The organism is Micromonospora sp. DT44 (genome assembly GCF_049841635.1).
Classification (GTDB): Bacteria; Actinomycetota; Actinomycetes; order Mycobacteriales; family Micromonosporaceae; genus Micromonospora.
In genome coordinates, this window is sequence record NZ_JBNCKS010000008.1 from 79,265 (window position 1) to 98,171 (window position 18,907).

The following is an 18,907-nucleotide window of genomic DNA, read 5'->3' on the forward strand; positions in this document are numbered from 1 at the left end:
AAGACCCTGTCCGGCACGCGCGGCGAATGCCTACCATACGGCGGCCCGTGACCATTTGGGTCAGCCTGTCGTGTGTTCGTTGGGAGTGACCCGTGTCGTACGAAGGCCCGCCGCCGTCACGTCATCGTCCCCCGGGATGGGCCACCCACAAGAGACTGAGCGTCGCCGCAGGGGTGGCCGTCGTGCTCGTCGTCGCGGCCGGGGCCGTGTACCTGGGCAACGGCGCCGAGCAGCCCGAGCCGTCCAACGCGGCCAACGCTCTCGACTACCCGTCGCCGTCGGCTGGGCCGGCGGAGTCGCACGGGCCGAAGGTGTCGGCCCCCGCGACACCTTCGGTCTCCGCGACTCCGTCGACCGGCGCGACGCCGTCGGCCACTGCCGCCCCGAAGGTCCCCACCACCGGCTGGGTTCCGATCGACGGTGCGGCCTGGAAGGCGCAGGCCGACGCGTACAAGGCGCTGAAGATCGACCCCGCCCCGGCCAGTGTCGGCGACCTTCCAGAGTTCCGGGCGGACTGCCAGTACAGCCACCGGCTGCCGGACGATCCGATCGTCGCCCCCGGCCTCCCGGGCGCCTCACACATGCACTCCTTCGTCGGCAACAAGGCCGTCGACGCGAACACCGTCGGCGGAGACCTGACTAAGTTCACGGCCACGTCCTGCAAGCCGATCCAGGATCACTCCGCGTACTGGGTGCCCACGCTCTACGACAACGCGACCGGTAAGCCGGTCGAGACCACCGGCTTCCGGGTCTACTACCGCTCGCTCGCGAAGAACTCGACCGGCCAGATGCCCATGCCGAATGGCCTGCGCATGATCTCCGGCGACGCCAAGAAGAAGCAACCGACACCGCGCGGCGCGACCGGCCAGTTCTACTGCGCCTTCTACGGTCCCGGCGACCTCGACGGTGTCGCCCGCAGCACCAACGGCAACTGGCCGATCTGCGGCGGGACCGCCACGCTGCACTTCATGCTGCAGTTCCCGGACTGCTGGGACGGCAAGCACCTGGACAGCCCCAACCACAAGGACCATGTGGCGTACGGCAGCGGCGGTACCTGCCCGCCCGGTCACCCGGTTCGGATCCCGGCGATCACCTTCGACATCCAGTACCCGGCCAAGGGCACCCCGGCGGGCTACTACCTCGCCTCCGACAAGGCGGGCAAGAGCGCCTCGTCGATGCACGGGGACGCCTTCGTGATGTGGGACGTCAACACGATGAACAAGCGCACCAAGAACTGCGTCCTGGGACGCAGGACCTGCGACAACTACGGCTACCAGAAGTAGCCGGGGCCGGACCGAAAAGCGGCCCGGCCCCGGCTGACGACCGCCTAGCTACGCAGCGTCCACTGCTGGTTGGCGCCGCCGTTGCACGACCAGAGGATGAGCTTCGTGCCGTTGGCGCTGCCAGCGCCGTTGGCGTCGAGGCAGAGCCCGGACTGGCCGTTCGTGATGGTGCCGTTGGCGTTGATGTTCCACTGCTGGTTGGCCGCGCCGTGGCAGTCCCAGATGATGACCTGGGTGCCGTTGGCCGTGCCCGCCCCCGAGGCGTCCAGGCACTTGTTGCCGTACACCATGAGCTGCTTGCTGGACGTGGAGGTCCACCGCTGGTTGGTGCCGCTGCCGCAGTCCCAGAGCTGCACCTGGGTGCCGTTGGTGGTCGAGGAGTTGGGCACCTCGACACAGCGGCCGGACTGGCCGCCCACGAGCTGTCCGCCCTGCTGGGTGCCGCCGCCACTCTGCTGCCGGACGATGGAGGTCGACTCCGCCGACCGGTTGCCCTGGGCGTCGACGACGTAGAGCCGGTACTCGCCCTGGGTTGACGGCACGGCGATGGACGTGGCGTTACCGGCCGCCCGGGTCATCGTCGCCCCGGCCGTGAAGGTGGTCGTGCCCAACGGGGCCAGCCAGACCGACTTGCCGGCGTCGCCGGTGCTCCGGATCGGGATCGTCGCCGTGGCGCTGGTGACGTACGTGCTGGCCGGCAGCACGTAGTTGGACACGGAGAACCTGCTGGCCGGGATGATGTCCCGGTAGGCGTCCTCAAGGCCGGAGCTCGCCGCGATGCCGTACGCCGCCGCCGGCCAGACGTAGTCGGAGGAGACGAGGATGTCGGCGACCGTGCTGTTCGGCAGGTTCTTGTTCGACACCTTGTTGATCGGGCCGTAGATCTGCGTGATGCTCAGATCGTGCTTCCGACCGAAGTCGTCGGAATTGATCATCCAGGTGACGTTCTTGTCGATGCTCAGGACGTTGTCCCGGAAGGTGATGTACGCCGAGCCTTCGTCGGGGTGCAGGCCGTACTTGTGGCCCGAGGGCACTCCCTGGAGGTAGTTGTTGGTGATCGTGGTCCCGGGCTGGCTGCCCAGCGTGTAGATGGGCGCCGTGTCGCTGAGGCGCTGGACCGTGTCGATGATGTGGTTGTAGCTGATGGTGTTGTTCCGCGCCGTCGTGGTCGGCCGGTTGGGCACGATCGACCCCGATGACCCGTCGAAGTTCCACCAGCCCCAGCCCATCGTGATGCCCGACCAGGGAGCCTTCTCGATCCGGTTGCGCTGGATCGTGAGGGTGTCGACGAAGTACGCCGAGATGGGGCTGTGCCCGTTGAACAGGACCGCGCTGTCGTAGATGTAGTTGTTCTTGATCTCGATGTTCTTCGGCAGTCCCTCGACCTGCGGGAGGTACTTCTCCCGGTTGCTCGACGTGCCGTCTCCGATGTAGACGTGCTGGGGATGACCGACGTCGATGGCGGACCCGGCGATGTCGTTCGTGTAGTTCCCGATCAACTGCGAGTTCTGCACGTCGTTGACCATGCTGATGCCGTCGGCGCCGGTGTGCTGGACCCGGTTGCGTTGCAGAAGGATCCCGTCGGCGTTCTGCACCTGGACGATGCCGGGCGTGACATCTACGTTGCGGTAGTAGTAGACGTGGAAGTTGCCCTTCGCGTACGCCTGCGCGCCAAGGTTGCCCTGCTGCGCCTGCTTGAAGGACGAGCCGGCGACGTTGAACAGGTTCCAGTCGGAGTGCTGCACGGTCAGGCCGGAGAACGTGATGTTGCGGGCGTGGCTGGTGGTCGAGGCGCCGGCGACCCGCAGCACGGTGGTGACGTTGTTCGGCGCGTACACCGACGCGTTCGTCATGTCCTCGGAGCTGGCCTTGTAGTAGTAGACCGTCTTGGTGCCCTTGTCGAAGAAGAACTCACCGGGGGCGTCCAGGAACTCGTACGCGTTCATGAGTTTGTGGCTGCCGCCGACCTGGGCGTTGCCGTTGAACGCGCCCTGCGCGATGGCCGCGCCCGGCTGCTGGAACAGTGCGACCCGGTTCGAGCCGTCGGTGGTCACCTGACGGACGCCCACGATGGCCGTGGTCCAGGTCGTACCCGTCTCGATCTCGATGTCGTCCTGGTTGCGGGGGATGGCGGGGAAGTCGCTCTGGCTGTACTTCGCGCCGTCGCACTGGGAGCCCGACTCCCACGCCCAGGACGCCTGACCGGCGGTGACGTTGTACGTCCCGTAGCACCCCGCCGAGCTGACGGTCTTGGTCGCCATCTGCGCCCGCTTGTCGTTGACGTACAGCGTGCGCAGCTTGGTACTGCGATCCAGCGGCGCCTTCCAGATGTTGCCGCTGTGCTGGGTCCATCCGGTGACCGGGACGCCGCCGTCGAGGATGGGGGTCTCGCCGGGATAGGCGGCGTAGCTGATCCGGTACCCGTTGGTGCCGGAGTCGCTGGCGCCGAACTCGACGGTGCTGGTGACCGGGTATCTGCCGCCACGCAGGTAGACGTTGATGTCGCCGGACATGTTCGCGTTCACAGTGCGAACGACGTCCCGCGCGCGTTGCACCGTCTTGAACGGTGCCGCCTGCGTGCCGGCGTTGGAGTCGTTACCGTCGGGGGCGACGTAGTACGTCTCCTGAACCGCGGCCGAGGCGGGCGATTGACTGATCACCACGGCCGGCAGCGTGGCGGCGACGAGCGCCGCCGCGAGCAGTGCCGTGCGGGTGGTGGATACGGCTGGTCTCACGTGCTGTCCTTTCTCACTTGTCGTCGACGTTGGCGCCTGGGACGTGCATCGAGCGACAAGCAGGGAACAGCGACGCCACCAAGGATCGGCGGGGGGCGCGTGGTGCGGCCCGGCCGCACTCTTTTGCCAATCGCTACGAAGTCTTGGGCGGAGCGTATGTCAGACGTGTGACGAATGCAATACGAGATTGGGTCCCATCTATGTCTAAATGCCTATCAAAAGCGCAAAGCAGGCGAGCGACACGAGGCTTGATCGCCGATCATCCGATGAATCTAAAATCGGCTCGGGCCGGGGCGCAGCAACACCCCGGCCCGAGCCGTCCGGATCAGCGCAGCGAGAAGTCCGCCAGCCGCAGCGGAGAGTCGAACACCAGGTAGACGTCGTGGGTCCCGGCAACCCGGGCAACCTCGGCACTGACGCTGACGTACCGGTAGTCGTCGCCGGTGCTCGGCACGGTGGCCGTACCGAGCAGTCGGCCGGTGGGCGAGCCCAGCCGAACCTGGATCGTGCCGGCGCCCGCCGAGGCCTTGGCGACCCGCGCCGTGAAGGTGTGGCCGCCCGGACGCAGGGCGGACTTCCCGAAGGAGATCCATTGACCGGCTGCGGTGACGCCCACGGCCGTACCGCGTACCTTCGTCTCGTCGACGAGCCGGACCCCCGCGTACCCGTCGAAGTTCTCCGCGCGGCTCGTCCGGGTCAGGTCCCGGGCCGGGATCGTCTCACCGCGGACCGTGACCGCCGTGCGGGCCCGGACGTCCGTGGCGCTCGCGCCGACCATCAGGTCGTACGCGGACGACTCGACCACCCAGCGACTCCGGGTGACGTCCCAGTTCGCGAGGTCGGCGGCGCGCACCCGCAGCGTGACAGTGCGGGTCTGCCCGGGGGCGAGGTCCACCCGCTGGAACGACCTGAGCGCCCGGATCGGCGTCTTCACCCGCGAGGTGCGCTGGTGCGTGTAGAGCTGCACGACCTCGGAGCCGGCCCGGCTACCGGTGTTGGTCACGTCGACGCGGGCCGTGATGGTGCCGTCCGCCGCGACCGAACGGCCGTCCGCGCGGAGCTGGCCGTACCGGAACCCGGTGTACGACAGTCCGTGGCCGAACGGGTAGAGCGGCTTGTCGGCGCTGTAGAGGTAGGTCTGATCGGACGAGATGATGTCGTACTCCAGCAGGTCCGGCGGTAGTTGCCGGTCCGAGCGGTACCAGGTCTGGGTGAGCTTGCCGGACGGGTTGCGGTCGCCGAACAGGACGTCGGCGAGGGCGTGACCCGTCTCCGCGCCCGCGTGGGTGGTCCACACGATCGCCGGCACATGCTCCTGCTCCCATCCGATCGTCACCGGGTAGCTGGTCTGCAGCACCAGCACCGTCCGCGGATTGGCCTTCGTCACGGCCTTGACCAGGGCCTCCTGACCCGCGCTCAACGCCATCGAGGTGCGGTCGTGCGCCTCGCGCCCGTTGATGAACGGGTTGCTGCCGACGACCAGGACGGCGGTGTCGGCCGCCTTGGCCGCCGCGACGGCACGGTCGACCCCGCTACTGATCACCTCACGCTGGAAGTGGGTCGCGTCCGCCGCGCTGGACGCGCCGAGCTTGAGCGCGCCGTCGTCGCCGACCGTGACGTACGTGTTGACGCCGAACCAGCTCTCCGTCGTCTCGTAGCCGGCGTAGCGCAACGCGACCGTCCCGTCGGCCTGCGGTTCCAGCGTGAACTGCTGCTGGACGTACCAACCGTTCGGCTGCTCGTCCCGGGTGACGAACGGCCCCCAGTTGTACCCGAGGTAGCGGCCGTTGGCCGCGTTGCGCAGCGTCACCACGTTCTGTCCCCAGTCGACGCTGTCGAACTGGGCCGCGAGTGAGGCGTCGGTGCCGGTGGCGGCGACCGGGTCCGCGTCGGTGGTGCCGGTGGCCGTCACGTACCGGCCGGTGGACGGGTCCTTCAGGGCGATCCGGTCCGCCCCGTCGAGCCCGTCGACGCTGGCCGAGCTGCCCAGCCGCTCGCGGATGCCGTCCAGCGCGGTCACCTGGTACGGCAGGTCGGCGCCGTACCAGTCGGTGTAGAGGGTGTCGGCGAGCGGACCGAGCACGGCCACCTTGCGGGTCCGGGCCGGGTTCAGCGGCAGAGCCTGCCGCGAGTTCTTGAGCAGCACCATCGCCTCGCCGGCGGCCTGACGGGCCAGCCGCTGGTGTTCCGGGCTGTTGATGACGTCCGGGGTGATGCCGCCGTACCGGCCGCCGCCCGGGTCGAACTCGCCGAGTCGGAAGCGCAGGTTCAGGATCTCGGCGATCCGGGCGTCGATGTCCGCCTCGGTGAGCAGGCCGCTGGCGAGGGCCTGCTTGATGGCGGTGACGGTCGGCTGGGCGTTGGTGTCGTCGGTGATGAAGCTGTTGAGGCCAGCCTTGACGATCGCGGCGTTCCCCTCGGCCTGGGTCGGGTAGTACCCCTGCGAAGCGACGAGGTTGTTCGGCGCCCACGCGTCCGTGACGTTCATCAGGGGCTGCTCGGTCCAGCTCCGTACCACCGTCGCCAGGTCCGGATCCACGGTCGCCGGGCGGCCGTTGACCAGGTTGTACGAGGCCATCACGCCGGTCGCCGCGTCGGCCGCGATGGCCGGCTTGAAGGCGGCCCGGTCGTACTCGTTGAGCACCCGCGGCGGGACGTTCGACGAGGTGACGTCGCGCCGGACCTCGTTGTTGTAGGCCAGGTAGTGCTTGAGGGTCGGCGCGCTCTTGAGGTGGTCCGGGTCACCGCCGGTCATCCCCGAGCCGTACGCGGTGGAGATCTTCGCGGTGAGCAGCGGGTCCTCGGAGTAGCCCTCCTCGTTGCGACCCCAGCGTGGGTCGCGGAGCAGGTTGACCACCGGTGCCCAGAGGTTGAGACCCCAGACCCGCGGGTTCTGCGCGTGGTAGCCGCGCGCCTCGTCACCCACGGCCGACCCGACCCGCTGGATCAGGTCCGGGTTCCAGGTGCTCGCCATGCCCACCGGCTGCGGGAAGGACGTGCCGCGGGCCTTGACCACCGCGCCGCTGTTGTCGATGTCGGTCGACCAGGCGACGCCGTGCAGCGCCTCGGTGCCGGTCTTGAACAGGCCGATGCCCAACCGGGGAACGGCCGGCTGGTACTGGTGCAGCCAGGAGATCTTCTCGTCCAGCGTGAGCCGGCCGAGCAGGTCGTCGACCCGGACCTGGACGGGCAGGTGGGGGTCACGGAACGGGTAGGTGGGGTCGGCGTGTGCCGTGCCGGGGACGGTCGGCAGGACGAGCAGGGCGAGCGCGAGCGCGGTGATTCCGCGCCGAAGGCGCCACTTCCGCATGCGGTTCTCCTCATGTCGTACGACAGGCGCGATTCAGCGCCAAGACCGGCGTGGCCAGGCTCGACACCCGGCTGACGGGCCTGAACGACGAATCGTCGAAGCGCTTCGACGACCCGGCCGCGTAACCACGGCCATGAATGTGGTGATCGCGCAACTATAGAAGCGCGCCAATTGATGGGCAAGGCCGGACGCTCGCGCGCCGAGCCCGCGACGAGTCCATCCGTTCCGGTGGCAGGTAGGGTCGACGCCGAGACCCACGCGCCGATCCAGGGGGACGTCACCAGGTGAGCGCCCATTCCATGGTGTTGTTCGTGCTCGCCGCCGTGGCGGTCATCGTCGCCGTCCGGTGGGTGGCGTCCCGTACCGGCCTGCCGGCGGCCGCGCTGCTGCCGCTCATCGGCATCGTGTACGCGCTGCTACCCGGCCCCAACATCGGCCTCGACCCGGAGCTGGTGCTCATGGTCGTGCTGCCGCCGCTGCTCTACAGCGCGGCATTGGACTCCTCACTGCTGGACATCCGCCGGAACCTGCGCATCGTGGTCAGCCTCTCGGTGCTGCTGGTGCTCCTCACCGGGCTGCTCGTCGGCCTCGGGTTCCACCTGTTCGTCGCGGGCGCGACCCTGGCCGCCGGGATCGCGGTCGGCGCCGCCATCGCCCCGCCCGACCCGGTGGCCGCCCTCGCGGTGGGCCGCCGGGTCAACCTGCCGCCGAAGATGGTCACGATCATCCAGGGCGAAGGGCTGCTCAACGACGCGACCGCGCTGACGATGCTCAGCGTCGCGGTGGCCGCCGCCGTCGGTGGCACGTTCTCGTTCCCCGCCGCCGTGGCCCAGTTCGTGCTGGCGGCGGTCGGCGGGGTCGCCGTCGGCGTCGCCGTCGCCTGGGCGAAGCGACTGGCCCGACCGCTCACCGCGGACCCGCTGCTGTCCAACGCGATCTCGCTCGCGACACCGTTCGTGGCGTACCTGCTGGGCGAGGCGTTGCACGTCTCCGGCGTACTCGCCGTGGTGATCGCCGGGCTGATCGTCGGCCACCAGACGCCCCAGGTCGGGTCCGGGGCCGCCCGACTCCAGACCAGCGCGGTGTGGCGCCTCGTCGACTTCCTCCTCGAAGGCTTCGTCTTCCTGCTGATCGGCCAGCAGCTTCCCGAGGTCGTCAAGGGACTGCGCCAGTACGACACGTCGACGATCGTCATCGCCGTCGCGGTGTCCGTGGGCGTGGTGCTGCTCCTGCGTCCCGCGTGGCTGGTGCTGACCCAGTCGCTCCCCCGGTCCCTGCACACCCGCCTCGGCGGCATCTCCGAGCAGGACGACGCCGACGAGCCGAACACCGCCCGGCAGGTGGCGCGGGCCGACCGCAACGCCCGCCGACTCAACTCCCGCGAGGTGGTGGCGCTGAGCTGGTCCGGCACGCGCGGCGTCATCAGCCTGGCCGCGATCTTCACCCTGCCGCTGACCACCGACGACGGGTCGCCCTTCCCCGATCGTGACCTGCTGCTGTTCTGCACCTTCGTGGTCGTGCTCGTGACGCTCGTCGGTCAGGGTCTGACCTTCGCACCGCTCGTGCGGATGCTCGGCCTGCGCGCCAACGAAACCGACCAGGCCCGGGTACGCAACGAGGCCCGCTCCGCAGCGGTCGAGGCGGCTCTGACCCGTCTCGACGAGGTCGCCGCCGCCGAGCCGGACAGCGCAATGGCCGTCAACACCACCCGTACCCAGTTGCTGGCCCGCCTCGCGCGTTACCGCGGAAGACTCGACCTGCTCGAACAGAGTGGATCGACGGAGATCCCCACGTCACCGCAGTACGAGACGGCGCTGCGGGTCCGCCGTACCGCGCTCGACGCGCAGCGCGAGGAGTTGGTGCGCTGGCGCGACTCCGGGCGGCTGCCGGACGAGGAGCTGCGGGTCCTGGAACGGGAACTCGACCACGAGGATCTGCTGCTCCCCAAGCGGCAGTAGGTTCGCACCGACGGGGGCGCACCAGTGGTCGGCCAACGGATCCGGACCTCGCCCGGCCGGCCCGACTACGACCCGGCAGCGACCGGTGGCATCGGCCGCACGGACGCCTCGGTGGCCAGCCGCGCGGCCTACCGCTCATCGAGGTACGCCGTCACCCGCGCGTCCTCAGCCGGCGTCAGTGTCGTCCGGCACAGGTAGCGGGGCTGCTGGTCTGCGCAGTCCAGACGGTACGCCTCCCGCATCCGAACGGCGTGCCTGATCGCCGTCCACGGCAACCGCAACGCCGCATGGGCGGTGTGCCACTCGATGGCGTCCGCGGTGAACACGTACCGCACTGGCGCGCTCAACTCGGCGTGGCGGCGCAGGTACGCCGCGCCGTTGATCAGCCCCGCAATGAACCAGACCACCCCGAACGGTAGGCCGAACAGCCCGGCGAAGAGCCAGCCACCATCGGCCGTGAACGTGCCGAGACTCGTGATCGACAACAGCAGGCCCGAGATGACGAACAGGAAACTCAGCCGCCGCAGATCCCGTCGCAGCAATCGCGTGTACCGGACGTCGGGAGTGACCAGCAAGTCGAACCCGTCCCTGACGCCCGCATCGTCCAGCTTCTCGTCGCCCACCCCGTACTCCGACCGTCGTCGATACCAACCGCGAAGAACCTAGACCCGTGCCGCCCCACGAGTCGATCGGTGGCTGCTCAGCAGCACGCCGCCCGGCGTGTCGCACCGCTCAGCAGCCACCGATCACCGCAGCGCCAGCGTGACCCGGCCGGTCGCGGGCCCGGACGGGTCGACCAGCAGGGTGTACGCGCCGGAGGCCGGCAGCGTGGTCGGCCCGATGTCACCGGCTCCGTTGATCACACAGCCGCTGGTGACCAGGCTGCCGTCGGGGCGCGCAGCTCCAGCACACCGCACTGGTCGGGCAGGGTGGCGGCGGTCGCGGTCACCGTCACCGACGTGCCGGCGGCGGCGGTGAACCGGTAGCTCGTCACCGCTCCGGGCCGGTCGACGGTGGCGACGACCGGCGGTCCGCCGACCGTGATCGTCGCGTCCCGGTCGCGGTTGGTGACCAACCGCAGTGTGGTCGTGCCGGTGGTGCGTCCGGTCGGATCGACCACCACTGTGTACGTCCCGTCGGCGGGCAACAGCGTGCCGTCGATCTCGCCGACACCGTTGATCACGCAGCCGCTGCTCAGCAGCCGGTCTTCGGTGTCGCGCAGTTCCAGCGGGGTGCACTGGTTGGGAAGTGTGCTCGTGGGCACCTCGACGAAGACTCGCTCGCCCTGCTGCCCGGCGAACCGGTACCGGGCCGCCGCGCCGGGCTGCTCCAGGGTCGCGGTGACCTCCGGGCCGTTCGCCTGCAGCGTGCCGTCGACGTCCCGGGCCACGTACACCCGGACGGCGGCTCGTCCGGTGTCGCCGGGGGCGGCGGTGACCCGCACGGCGTACGTGCCGGTGGTGGTGAGGTCGGCGCGGTCGATGTACCCGACGCCGCCGATGGCGCAGCCGGCTCCGAGCAGCCGGTCGGTCGGGTCGGTGAGCACGTACGGCGAGCAGCGGTCCGCGATCCCCGGCGCGGTGACGTCGACGAAGACGGCATCGCCCGCGCGACCCGTGAACGTCAGCGGCTCGCCGCCCGGCGTGAGGCTGGCCGTCGCGATCGGCACGGCGCTGATCGGCGCGCCGGTCGGCGGGGCGATCCGTTCGGTGGTGGCCCCGGCGACGGCGAACTCACCACGCCCGCTGACGGCGACGTCGAAGACGCAGTCGGCGAGCGGGCCGGCGGCGGTGACGCCGGCCCACCGGCAGATCCGTTCGGCGGCGGCACGCCGGGCCGGGTCGAGGTCGGCGACGGTCACCTCCCGCTCCGGGAAGGTCCGGTCGGTGAACGTACCGGTGTCCTCGCCGTCGCCGTACGCGAACAGCGAGCGGTCCTGGGTGAGCCGCCAACTGTCCGCGTACGACGGGTAGAGCGTCGCGAACGGCACGGGCTGGGCGAGGGCCGCGCCGCCGGCGGGGGCGATGTCGTCGGCCGGGTCGCCGTCGAAGTCGCCGAGCAGGCCGCGTACCTTCCCGGCCCGGCCGTCGGCGAGCCGGACGAGCACCCGGTAGCCGTAGCGGCCGATCTGGTCCACCGCCGCCGCCGAGCCGTCGGGCCACGTCACGTCGTACCCGTCGGTCTCCCCGGTGTCGGACGGACGGCGGGTGAGGTTGCCGCCGGCCAGGTCGGTCCGCTCCGGTGGCGCGGCGACCGGCGTGCCGTCGACGTGCACCCGGGTGGCGCCGTCGGTGAGGGTGAGCGCGACGCGATGGACGCCGATCCGGAACGCGACCGCCGAGTTGACCGAGGCGGACCGGGAGCCGGTCATCGGCGACTGCCGGACCTGGATCTCCAGCGGGTCACCGCCAGTGGCGGCGACCAGGGTGAACTCGCCGACGGCCTGGAAGTCGTAGGCGACCCGGTCGAACGTGACCAGGTGCGGGTCGCCGTTGGTGCCGCCGCAGTCGGCCCCGTCCTCGCAGAGCTTCACCGGCCCCTTCGGCGGGGGCGTCTTCTTCGGCGGCTTCTTGCACTCGTCGAGGCTCTTCGGCAGCGGCTTGCCCTTGTAGTCCTTGCGCGGCGGCAGGCCCTTCGCCGCCCGGTAACGGTTCTCCGCCAACGTAGCCCGCACCTCGGCGGTGGGAATGCCGGTGCTCCCGCACTCGCCCGGCGGCACCGCGTCGCGGGAGATGTCGTCGGCGTGGTTCAGCTCGTGGTAGAGCGCGGCGCAGGGATCCCGGGCGATCCCGTCCTCGTACGGGTCGGTGGAGGTCGGGTTCCAGGTGACGGTGGACGAGCCCTTGCCGTCGGGGCTGTCCGGCGTCTCGAACGCGCCGGAGCCGCCCGGCGTGGGAATGATCCGCACCTTCGGGCTCTTCTTGTCCTTCAGCCGGGGCAGGATCCCGGACGGATCCCCGCCCGGCGCGGCGAACCCGCTCAGACAGCCGTCCACGGCGGCCTGGAAGTCGACGCCCTTGATCGGCACGCCGGAGGTCGGGTCGACCGTGTAGTCGGCCCGGGCCGGGCGGTCCCCACCGCCGACCAACGCACCGACGGCCACCAGCAGCAGGACCACGGTGGCGGCGGTCGGCCGGCGGCGTACGCGCAGCAGGATCACCAGCGCGGCCAGGAGCAGCACCAGCAGCACTGCGCCGACGACCGGCCAGAGCCAGCGGCGACCGGACGTACTGCCGTCGCCGACCGTGAACGTGGTGCTCCGCAGGGCCGTCGCGCCCGTGCAGGGGTCGACCGCGCCGGTGACCGGCAGTGGTACGTAGCCGGCCGTCACCTCGTACCGGCCGGGAGCGCCGACCGGCCAGAGCGAGTCGAGACCGCCGCCTTCCCCGGTGGCCGCCACCGAGCGGAGCACGACGTCGCCGGGAGCGTCACCCAGCCGGATCCCGGTGAGCGTCACGATCGCGGTCGCACCAGGCTCGACAGTGGTCAGACCGGCGGTGGCCGCCGCGGCGATCCCGTCGTCATGAAAGCTGCGGGCGAGCGTGGGCGTGAGATCGCGCCCGTCCCGGCGTACCCCGGTTATCTGGACGGTGCCGACGGCCGTGGTGGGCAGCGCGCACGCCGACGCGGTGGAGTTCGTGACGGTGAGGTCCAGACGGACCTGGTCACCGGCGCGGTAGTCCGCCTGCCCGGGCCGCAGGGCCAGGCCGAGGCCATCGACGTCGGGCGCCGCGGCGGCGCTCGCCGCCCCGGCCACCAGGGCCGTCACGAGTACGGCGAGACCGGTAGCCGATCGCAGCGTCCACCTCATGGTGGGGACTGTAAGGGCGCGCGGACGGGATTCCCGCGCTCTGTCGGGGACCGGTCGCTGCGGGGGAGGTAGGGCCTGATGGTCGCCCCCGACCGGTACGGTGGCCGGATCGAATCACGTCGGTCCCGCCGGCCGGCACGGGTCTTGGGGAGGGTGTGTGACGTCCAGAGCTGCCGAGATCGCCGCCGAGCAGGCGTATTTCGATGCGGCGGCGGCGCACCGGGAGCGGCGCCGCGACGACCTGCGGGACCTGCCGTCCGCCGCGGCCCACGCCGGCGCGGCCGCGCATCTGCGCCGGTACGCCGACGCGGCGCAGCGGGCGTTGGGCGCGGCCGACGAAGCGGTGGCGTTCGGCCGGGTGGACGCCGAGACGGGCGAGACCCGGTACGTCGGACGGCACCTGATCCGGGACGCCGAAGGCGAGGTGCTGGTGGTCAACTGGCACGCCCCGGCCGCTGCGGGCTGGTTCGAGGCCACCCCGGAAAACCCGGCGGGGGTACGCCGCAAGCGCGCCTTCGTCTGCGCCGGGAGCACGATCGAGGAGATCACCGACACGATCCTCACCGAGATCGCCGAGGCGGTGGACGCACGGTTGCTGGCCGATCTGGCCCGGGGACGTACCGGCAGCATGCGAGACATCGTGGCCACCATCCAGGCCGCCCAGTTCGCGCTGATCCGCGCGCCGCGCGACCAGGTGCTGGTGATCGAGGGCGGTCCGGGTACCGGCAAGAGCGCGGTGGCGCTGCACCGGGTGTCCTGGCTGCTGTTCAACCACCGCGAGGACATGTCGGCGGCCGACGTGCTGGTGGTCGGGCCGCACCCGACCTTCGTCCGGTACATCGGCCAGGTGCTGCCGACGCTGGGTGACGACGGGGTGGAGCTGCGCGACGTCGGCCGGCTCGGCACGGACGTGCCGCGGGGCCGCACCGAGCCCGACGCGGTCGCCCGGATCAAGGGCGAGGCCCGGATGGCAGATCTCCTGGCCCGCGCACTGGACGCCCGGGTGGGCGCTCCGGACCCGGCCGAGCGGCTGCTCGTCGATGGCCGGTTCGTCACGCTGCCCGGTGCGGAGGTCGCGGAGGCGCTGGCCATGGCGCGGGCGGCCGACCTGCCGTACGCGGGCCGGCGCCGGCTGCTGCGGGACCGGCTCGCCGCGCTGGTGGCTACCCGGGCCGGGGTCGCCAGGGCCGGGGCGGACGCGGTCGGCAACCTCGTCGAGCGGCTCTGGCCCCAGCAGACCCCCGCAGTCCTGCTACGCGGTCTGCTGGGCTCCAACGCGCGGCTGCGGGCGGCCGCCGGCGACGAGTTCACCCCGGCCGAGGTAACGGCGCTGCACCGGCGCGGCGCGGACCGGCTGTCCCACGAGACCTGGTCGGCGGCGGACCTGCCGTTGCTGGACGAGCTGGCGCACCTGATCGACGGGCCGGGCCGGCGGTACGCCCACGTGGTGATCGACGAGGCGCAGGACCTGTCCCCGATGCAGTTGCGTGCGGTGGCGCGGCGCAGCGCGACCGGGTCGCTGACGGTGGTCGGCGATCTCGCCCAGTCCACCGGTAACTGGGCCCGTGACTCGTGGGACGAGGTGCTCGCCCACCTGCCGACCGTTCACCCGGCAAGGATCACCCACCTGCGGTACGGCTACCGCGTACCCCACCAGGCGTACGCGACGGCGGCGCCGCTGCTGCCGGTGGCCGCGCCGGGCGTGACGCCGGTGGAGGTGGTCCGGGACGGTCCGGCGGAGACCGGTGTGCACCGGGTCGGCCCGGCCGAACTGCCCGGCCGGGCGGTAGCCGTGGCGCGGAAGCACGCGGAGGCCGGCCGGTTCGTCGGGGTGGTCTGCCCGCCCCGGCAGCGCCGGCCGGTGGAGGCAGCGCTGGCCGCCAACGGCATGGCGTGGAGCAGCGCCGACCGGGGCGAGTTGGGCGGCGCGGTCAACCTGATCAGCCCACAGGAGGCCAAGGGCCTGGAGTTCGACGCGGTGGTGGTGGTCGAGCCGGTGGAGATCGTGGCCAGCGACGAGCGGGGCCACCGGCTGCTCTACGTGGCGCTGACCCGCACCACCGGATACCTCGACATCGTCTGCACCGGCGAGCCGGTGCCGTTAGACGCCCCGGTCCGCTCTCGCCCGCCGGTGGACGGCGAGCCGGACGCGGCGTTCACCCAGCGGGAGGCGCGCCGGCTGGCCGAGCACCTGGCCGGTCAGCTGCGCGGAGCCGCCCCGCCCGAATTCTGGGCCGACGTGCTGGCCGAGGTGCGGGCGACGCTGCTGCCAGAGGGCGCGGTCAGCTCCGCGGAGCCGGCGGACGGCTGACGGCGGCCGAGTCGAGACGGCGGCCAACCGTCCACTGGAGAATGTCGTGCTCGATGTCGGCCTTCTTGGCCTTGCTGGGCACCGCGATGCCCAGCTCCCGGGCCAGCGCTCGAAGCTTCACCACGGTGAGCTTCAGATCGGCGAGGTAGCGTGCGCCGGCCGCCCGATCGCCGATTCCCGCGAGGTCGGTACGAACCCGTTCGGTGTCCAGCCCAGCCGACGTCGAGGTGGCAGCCGGCCGGGCCGCGGGTCGGGCCTTGTCGACCACGGCCAGCTTCGCGGTGCCGTCGGCCAGCGCGACGATCCGGTCGGCGGGCAGCGCGCGGACGAACTCCGCCACGCGCAGGAGTACGGCATGAGCGAGGTCGGCGGGGTCGGTCACCGGTGGTACTCCTTCTAGGGGCGGGTGCGGGCCAGGAACTCGCTGGCCAGCTGCTGCAGCTCGTACTGCACTTTCTCGTTGGCGTTCGGCACCAGAACGGCGGGTAGCCGCCGTTCACCGGCGGTGCCGAACAGGCTCTTGTTCTCCCGGATGGTTTGCCGGAACACCGGGACCTCGAGGCTGTCGGTGTGCGCCATGTAGTTACGGGACGCCGTGATCGGGCCGCTCCCGGCGTACTGGATCATAGTGAACACCACGCCCAGGTACTGCGGGTCGATGGTCGGCCCGGGTGCGGCGACCCGGTTGAAGTCGCGGACCAGTTCGGACACCTTGCTGCGCAGGTAGTCGATGCCGAGGGTGGACAGGTAGTCCGGCTTCGCCGGGGTCAGGATGTGGTCGCTGGCCACGATGCCGGTGCGGGTGACCATCGTGAAGTTGGGCGCGCAGTCGATCAGGATGTCGTCGTAATCGGCGAATTCCTCGGCGCCGAGCGCGTCGGCCAGCGACCGGTGCAGCGGCAGAAAGTGCGGGCTGCCGTGCTGGAAGCGGGAACCGCCGAGCGCCGCGGCGATGTCCAGGTCGACGTCGACGAGTTGCAGGTGGGAGGCGACCAGGTCGAGCCGGCCGCCGTCGGGCAGCAGCGCGTTGACCGGCTCCGGGGTGAGCAAATACGGGTGCAGTGGGTCGGTGGGTCCGTCGGCCAACAACGAGCCGTACCACTGAAGGATCGTCTTCTCGTACGCGAGGTTCCGCTCCCAGTCCTCCGCCGAGTAGAACGAGAAGGTGAGGCTTGCCTGGGGGTCGAGGTCGACCAGCAGGACCCGGCGACCGCGGGCGGCCAGCTCGGCACCGATGTTCGCGGTGATCGTGGTCTTGCCGACGCCGCCCTTGTAGTTGATCACGGACGTGATGCTCATTCCGATTCCCGCATCGAACCATCTTCGCAGCCCGGGCCTCGACCAGCGAGGGGGTGCGCAGCGCGTACGTTCGCTCCCGGTCATCGCGGTCGGATACGGCCGGAGTCACGGACACCGGCACCGCTGTCGGTCCGATGTCGCCGTTGACCACAGCCTCGACGCCCTGACCGGCCCGACGTCGAGCGGTGTCGGGCCGGCGTGAGGGCCGCGAGCCGTCACCAGGGCACCACACCGGCGTCCTCGAAGAATCCGCCGGTAGGGCCCCCGTCGGGCAGTGTGGCCAGGTGGATCGCGGTCGCTGCGCCCTGCTGGGGAGTACGCAAGCCACGGAAGCCATTGAGGTCGGTGGCGACATAGCCCGGGCAGGCGCAGTTGATGAGGATGTTCGTGTCTGCCAGTTCCCGGACGTACTGAAGGGTCACCGCGTTCAGGAACGACTTGGAGGGCGCGTAGGCCACAGCGACCGGACCCGTGGAGGTCTCACCACCGGGGCCGGACTGTCGGGTCAGAGAACCGACGCTGCTGGACATGTTCACGATGCGCGGCGAGGCCGACCGGCGAAGCATCGGCAGCATGGCGTTCGTCACCCGGATGACGCCGATGACGTTGGTCTCCACCACAGTGCGGATGACGGCCGGATCGACACTGCTTGGCTGCTGCGGCCCGCCCCCGGTGATTCCGGCGTTGTTGACCAGGGCGTCGAGGCGTCCGGCCCGTTCGGCGATGAGATCAGCCGCGGCGGCGACACTGGGATCGTCGGTGACATCCAACGGGACGCCGAAGGCGTCGACGCCCGAGTCCCGCAGCCGTGCCACCGCCGCGTCCCGCCGGGTCTGCTCACGCGCCCCGACACCCACGCTCCAGCCCAACGCACCCAGGCCTGCAGCGATCTCGTACCCGATGCCCTTGTTGGCCCCGGTGACCAGGGCGATCTTCTTGTCACTCATGTCTTCGACTGTGAGTCAGGGCCGGTGAACCGTCCAAGACCACCTGAGTCACGGGCGATACCCGCACGGTATCGCCGCGCCTCAGTGCCCGGCTAGGCTCTACAGGTGGAGACACGCGAGCTGCGGTACTTCGTCGCCGTGGCCGAGGAGTTGCACTTCGGCCGAGCGGCGCAACGCCTGGGCATAGCCCAGCCGCCATTGTCGCGGGCGATCGGTCAGCTCGAACGCCGTCTGGGTGCCGCCTTGCTGAAGCGGGACAGCCGGTCGGTGACACTGACCGAAGCCGGTGCGGTCCTGCTGCACGAGGGACGAGCAGCGCTGGACGCTGTGGAAGCCGCCGAACATCGCACCCGCCGCGCCGCTCTCGCCGTCACCGGTCAGGCCGGGGTCGTCCTGGCGACCAAGGCTGGAGCGTCGAGCGAGTTGCTCGCGAAGCTGCTGGACGCCTACGCCACCGAACCTGGATCGGTCGACGTCGACGTGCTGCTGTGTGGCCCCGGCGAACAGGAACGACTGTTGCGGACCGGTCGTGCCGATGTCGCGATTCTTCACCACCCGTTCGACGACCTGAGCGGGTTCGACACCGAGGAACTGTTCACCGAGGGTCAGGTCGCCATCCTCCCGGCCGGCCATCCCCTCACCACTCGCCGGAGTTTGCAGCTGAGCGAGGTGACCGAGCTGCCCGACCTGCCGCTACCGCGCTGGCCGGGGAATGACGGCACCTATCCCGACGGTCCAGGTCCGGAGGCACAGAGCCACTCACAACTTTTGCAACTCACCTCCCTTGGCCGGACCTTGCTGGTCGTGCCGGACTCCGCCCGATCCCAGCTGAAAGATGATCTCGTCGCAGTGCCGATCGTGGACGCGCCGGAAGTCACCACGGTCATCGCCTGGCCCCCGCACAGCCGTTCCCGAGCCGTCGCTGATCTTGTGCGAGCGGCACTGCGCCTCTAGGACATCGCACCTCGTCGCACCGACGTACGCGAAAAAGGCCCCGACCCGGTAAATCAACCCGGTCAGGGCCTTACTCGTTTGGTGCGCCGCCAGGGACTCGAACCCCGAACCCGCGGATTAAGAGTCCGCTGCTCTGCCAGTTGAGCTAGCGGCGCTCGTTCGGCAACGGAGAGAACATTAGCACCCTGCCGAGGCGGGCTCCAATCCGGTTACCCGACTCCCCCCTTCGGTCGAGCTTAACGGGCATACAGCCACAAACCAGCCTTCGGGCCTGGGACGGGGGCGTGGGTCGGGCCACT

Annotated in this window: 11 protein-coding genes and 1 tRNA gene; 4 read left to right on the forward strand and 8 right to left on the reverse strand. The window is 70.5% G+C overall.

From position 1 onward, the window contains the following. The first annotated feature begins 182 nt into the window (after positions 1-182). Complete coding sequence (locus ACLQ25_RS06835; protein ID WP_425730042.1) at positions 183-1,283, forward strand: DUF1996 domain-containing protein; 1,101 nt, start codon at positions 183-185, stop codon at positions 1,281-1,283. Positions 1,284-1,327: 44 nt separating this feature from the next. Here ACLQ25_RS06835 and ACLQ25_RS06840 read toward each other — a convergent pair whose 3' ends face one another. Together ACLQ25_RS06840 and ACLQ25_RS06845 are read right to left on the reverse strand one after the other, a co-directional pair. Further along, positions 1,328-4,018 carry an RICIN domain-containing protein gene (locus ACLQ25_RS06840; RefSeq protein ID WP_425730043.1) on the reverse strand — a complete coding sequence of 897 codons (2,691 nt, stop codon included), beginning with the start codon at positions 4,016-4,018 and terminating at the stop codon, positions 1,328-1,330. A gap of 325 nt (positions 4,019-4,343) precedes the next feature. Beyond that, complete coding sequence (locus tag ACLQ25_RS06845; protein WP_425730044.1) at positions 4,344-7,328, reverse strand: glycoside hydrolase family 3 C-terminal domain-containing protein; 2,985 nt, start codon at positions 7,326-7,328, stop codon at positions 4,344-4,346. A 299-nt stretch (positions 7,329-7,627) separates the two neighbouring features. Here ACLQ25_RS06845 and ACLQ25_RS06850 point away from each other — a divergent pair, with 299 nt between their 5' ends. Beyond that, the gene (locus ACLQ25_RS06850; protein WP_425730102.1) at positions 7,628-9,286 is read left to right on the forward strand and encodes a Na+/H+ antiporter; all 1,659 of its coding nucleotides are present in this window, start codon (positions 7,628-7,630) and stop codon (positions 9,284-9,286) included. Between the two features lie 128 nt (positions 9,287-9,414). Here ACLQ25_RS06850 and ACLQ25_RS06855 read toward each other — a convergent pair whose 3' ends face one another. Both ACLQ25_RS06855 and ACLQ25_RS06860 read right to left on the reverse strand, forming a co-directional pair. Then, complete coding sequence (locus ACLQ25_RS06855; protein WP_425730045.1) at positions 9,415-9,909, reverse strand: hypothetical protein; 495 nt, start codon at positions 9,907-9,909, stop codon at positions 9,415-9,417. 236 nt (positions 9,910-10,145) lie between these two features. Next, a complete protein-coding gene (locus ACLQ25_RS06860) occupies positions 10,146-13,097 on the reverse strand; it encodes a VWD domain-containing protein (RefSeq protein WP_425730046.1) in 2,952 nt (983 codons plus the stop codon). A 157-nt stretch (positions 13,098-13,254) separates the two neighbouring features. On the opposite strand from ACLQ25_RS06860, the gene ACLQ25_RS06865 reads away from it, so the two are divergent. Continuing rightward, positions 13,255-15,408 (forward strand): HelD family protein, encoded by a 2,154-nt coding sequence (locus ACLQ25_RS06865; RefSeq protein ID WP_425730047.1) that lies wholly within the window; start codon positions 13,255-13,257, stop codon positions 15,406-15,408. On the opposite strand, the gene ACLQ25_RS06870 is transcribed toward ACLQ25_RS06865, so the two are convergent. The 3 genes from ACLQ25_RS06870 to ACLQ25_RS06880 all read right to left on the reverse strand — a co-directional run bounded on the left by ACLQ25_RS06870 (position 15,380) and on the right by ACLQ25_RS06880 (position 17,654). Continuing rightward, entirely contained in the window at positions 15,380-15,790 is a 411-nt protein-coding gene (locus ACLQ25_RS06870) for a hypothetical protein (RefSeq protein WP_425730048.1), read from the reverse strand. The two genes, ACLQ25_RS06865 and ACLQ25_RS06870, sit on opposite strands and share 29 nt — an antisense overlap. A 14-nt stretch (positions 15,791-15,804) precedes the next feature. Further along, a complete protein-coding gene (locus ACLQ25_RS06875) occupies positions 15,805-16,707 on the reverse strand; it encodes a ParA family protein (protein ID WP_425730049.1) in 903 nt (300 codons plus the stop codon). Positions 16,708-16,922: 215 nt separating this feature from the next. Further along, a complete protein-coding gene (locus ACLQ25_RS06880) occupies positions 16,923-17,654 on the reverse strand; it encodes an SDR family oxidoreductase (protein WP_425730050.1) in 732 nt (243 codons plus the stop codon). A gap of 105 nt (positions 17,655-17,759) precedes the next feature. On the opposite strand from ACLQ25_RS06880, the gene ACLQ25_RS06885 reads away from it, so the two are divergent. Then, the gene (locus ACLQ25_RS06885; RefSeq protein ID WP_425730051.1) at positions 17,760-18,608 is read left to right on the forward strand and encodes a LysR family transcriptional regulator; all 849 of its coding nucleotides are present in this window, start codon (positions 17,760-17,762) and stop codon (positions 18,606-18,608) included. A 79-nt stretch (positions 18,609-18,687) separates the two neighbouring features. Here the strand turns inward: ACLQ25_RS06885 and ACLQ25_RS06890 are convergent. Beyond that, a tRNA-Lys gene (locus ACLQ25_RS06890) sits at positions 18,688-18,763 on the reverse strand. Positions 18,764-18,907: the final 144 nt, after the last annotated feature.

Bases quoted from the DNA above. Each gene is read 5' to 3' on its own strand.
- ACLQ25_RS06845 (WP_425730044.1), bottom strand. From the start codon at position 7,328: ATGCGGAAGTGGCGCCTTCGGCGCGGAATCACCGCGCTCGCGCTCGCC.
- ACLQ25_RS06850 (WP_425730102.1), top strand. From the start codon at position 7,628: ATGGTGTTGTTCGTGCTCGCCGCCGTGGCGGTCATCGTCGCCGTCCGG.
- ACLQ25_RS06860 (WP_425730046.1), bottom strand. From the start codon at position 13,097: ATGAGGTGGACGCTGCGATCGGCTACCGGTCTCGCCGTACTCGTGACG.
- ACLQ25_RS06875 (WP_425730049.1), bottom strand. From the start codon at position 16,707: ATGAGCATCACGTCCGTGATCAACTACAAGGGCGGCGTCGGCAAGACC.
- ACLQ25_RS06880 (WP_425730050.1), bottom strand. From the start codon at position 17,654: ATGAGTGACAAGAAGATCGCCCTGGTCACCGGGGCCAACAAGGGCATC.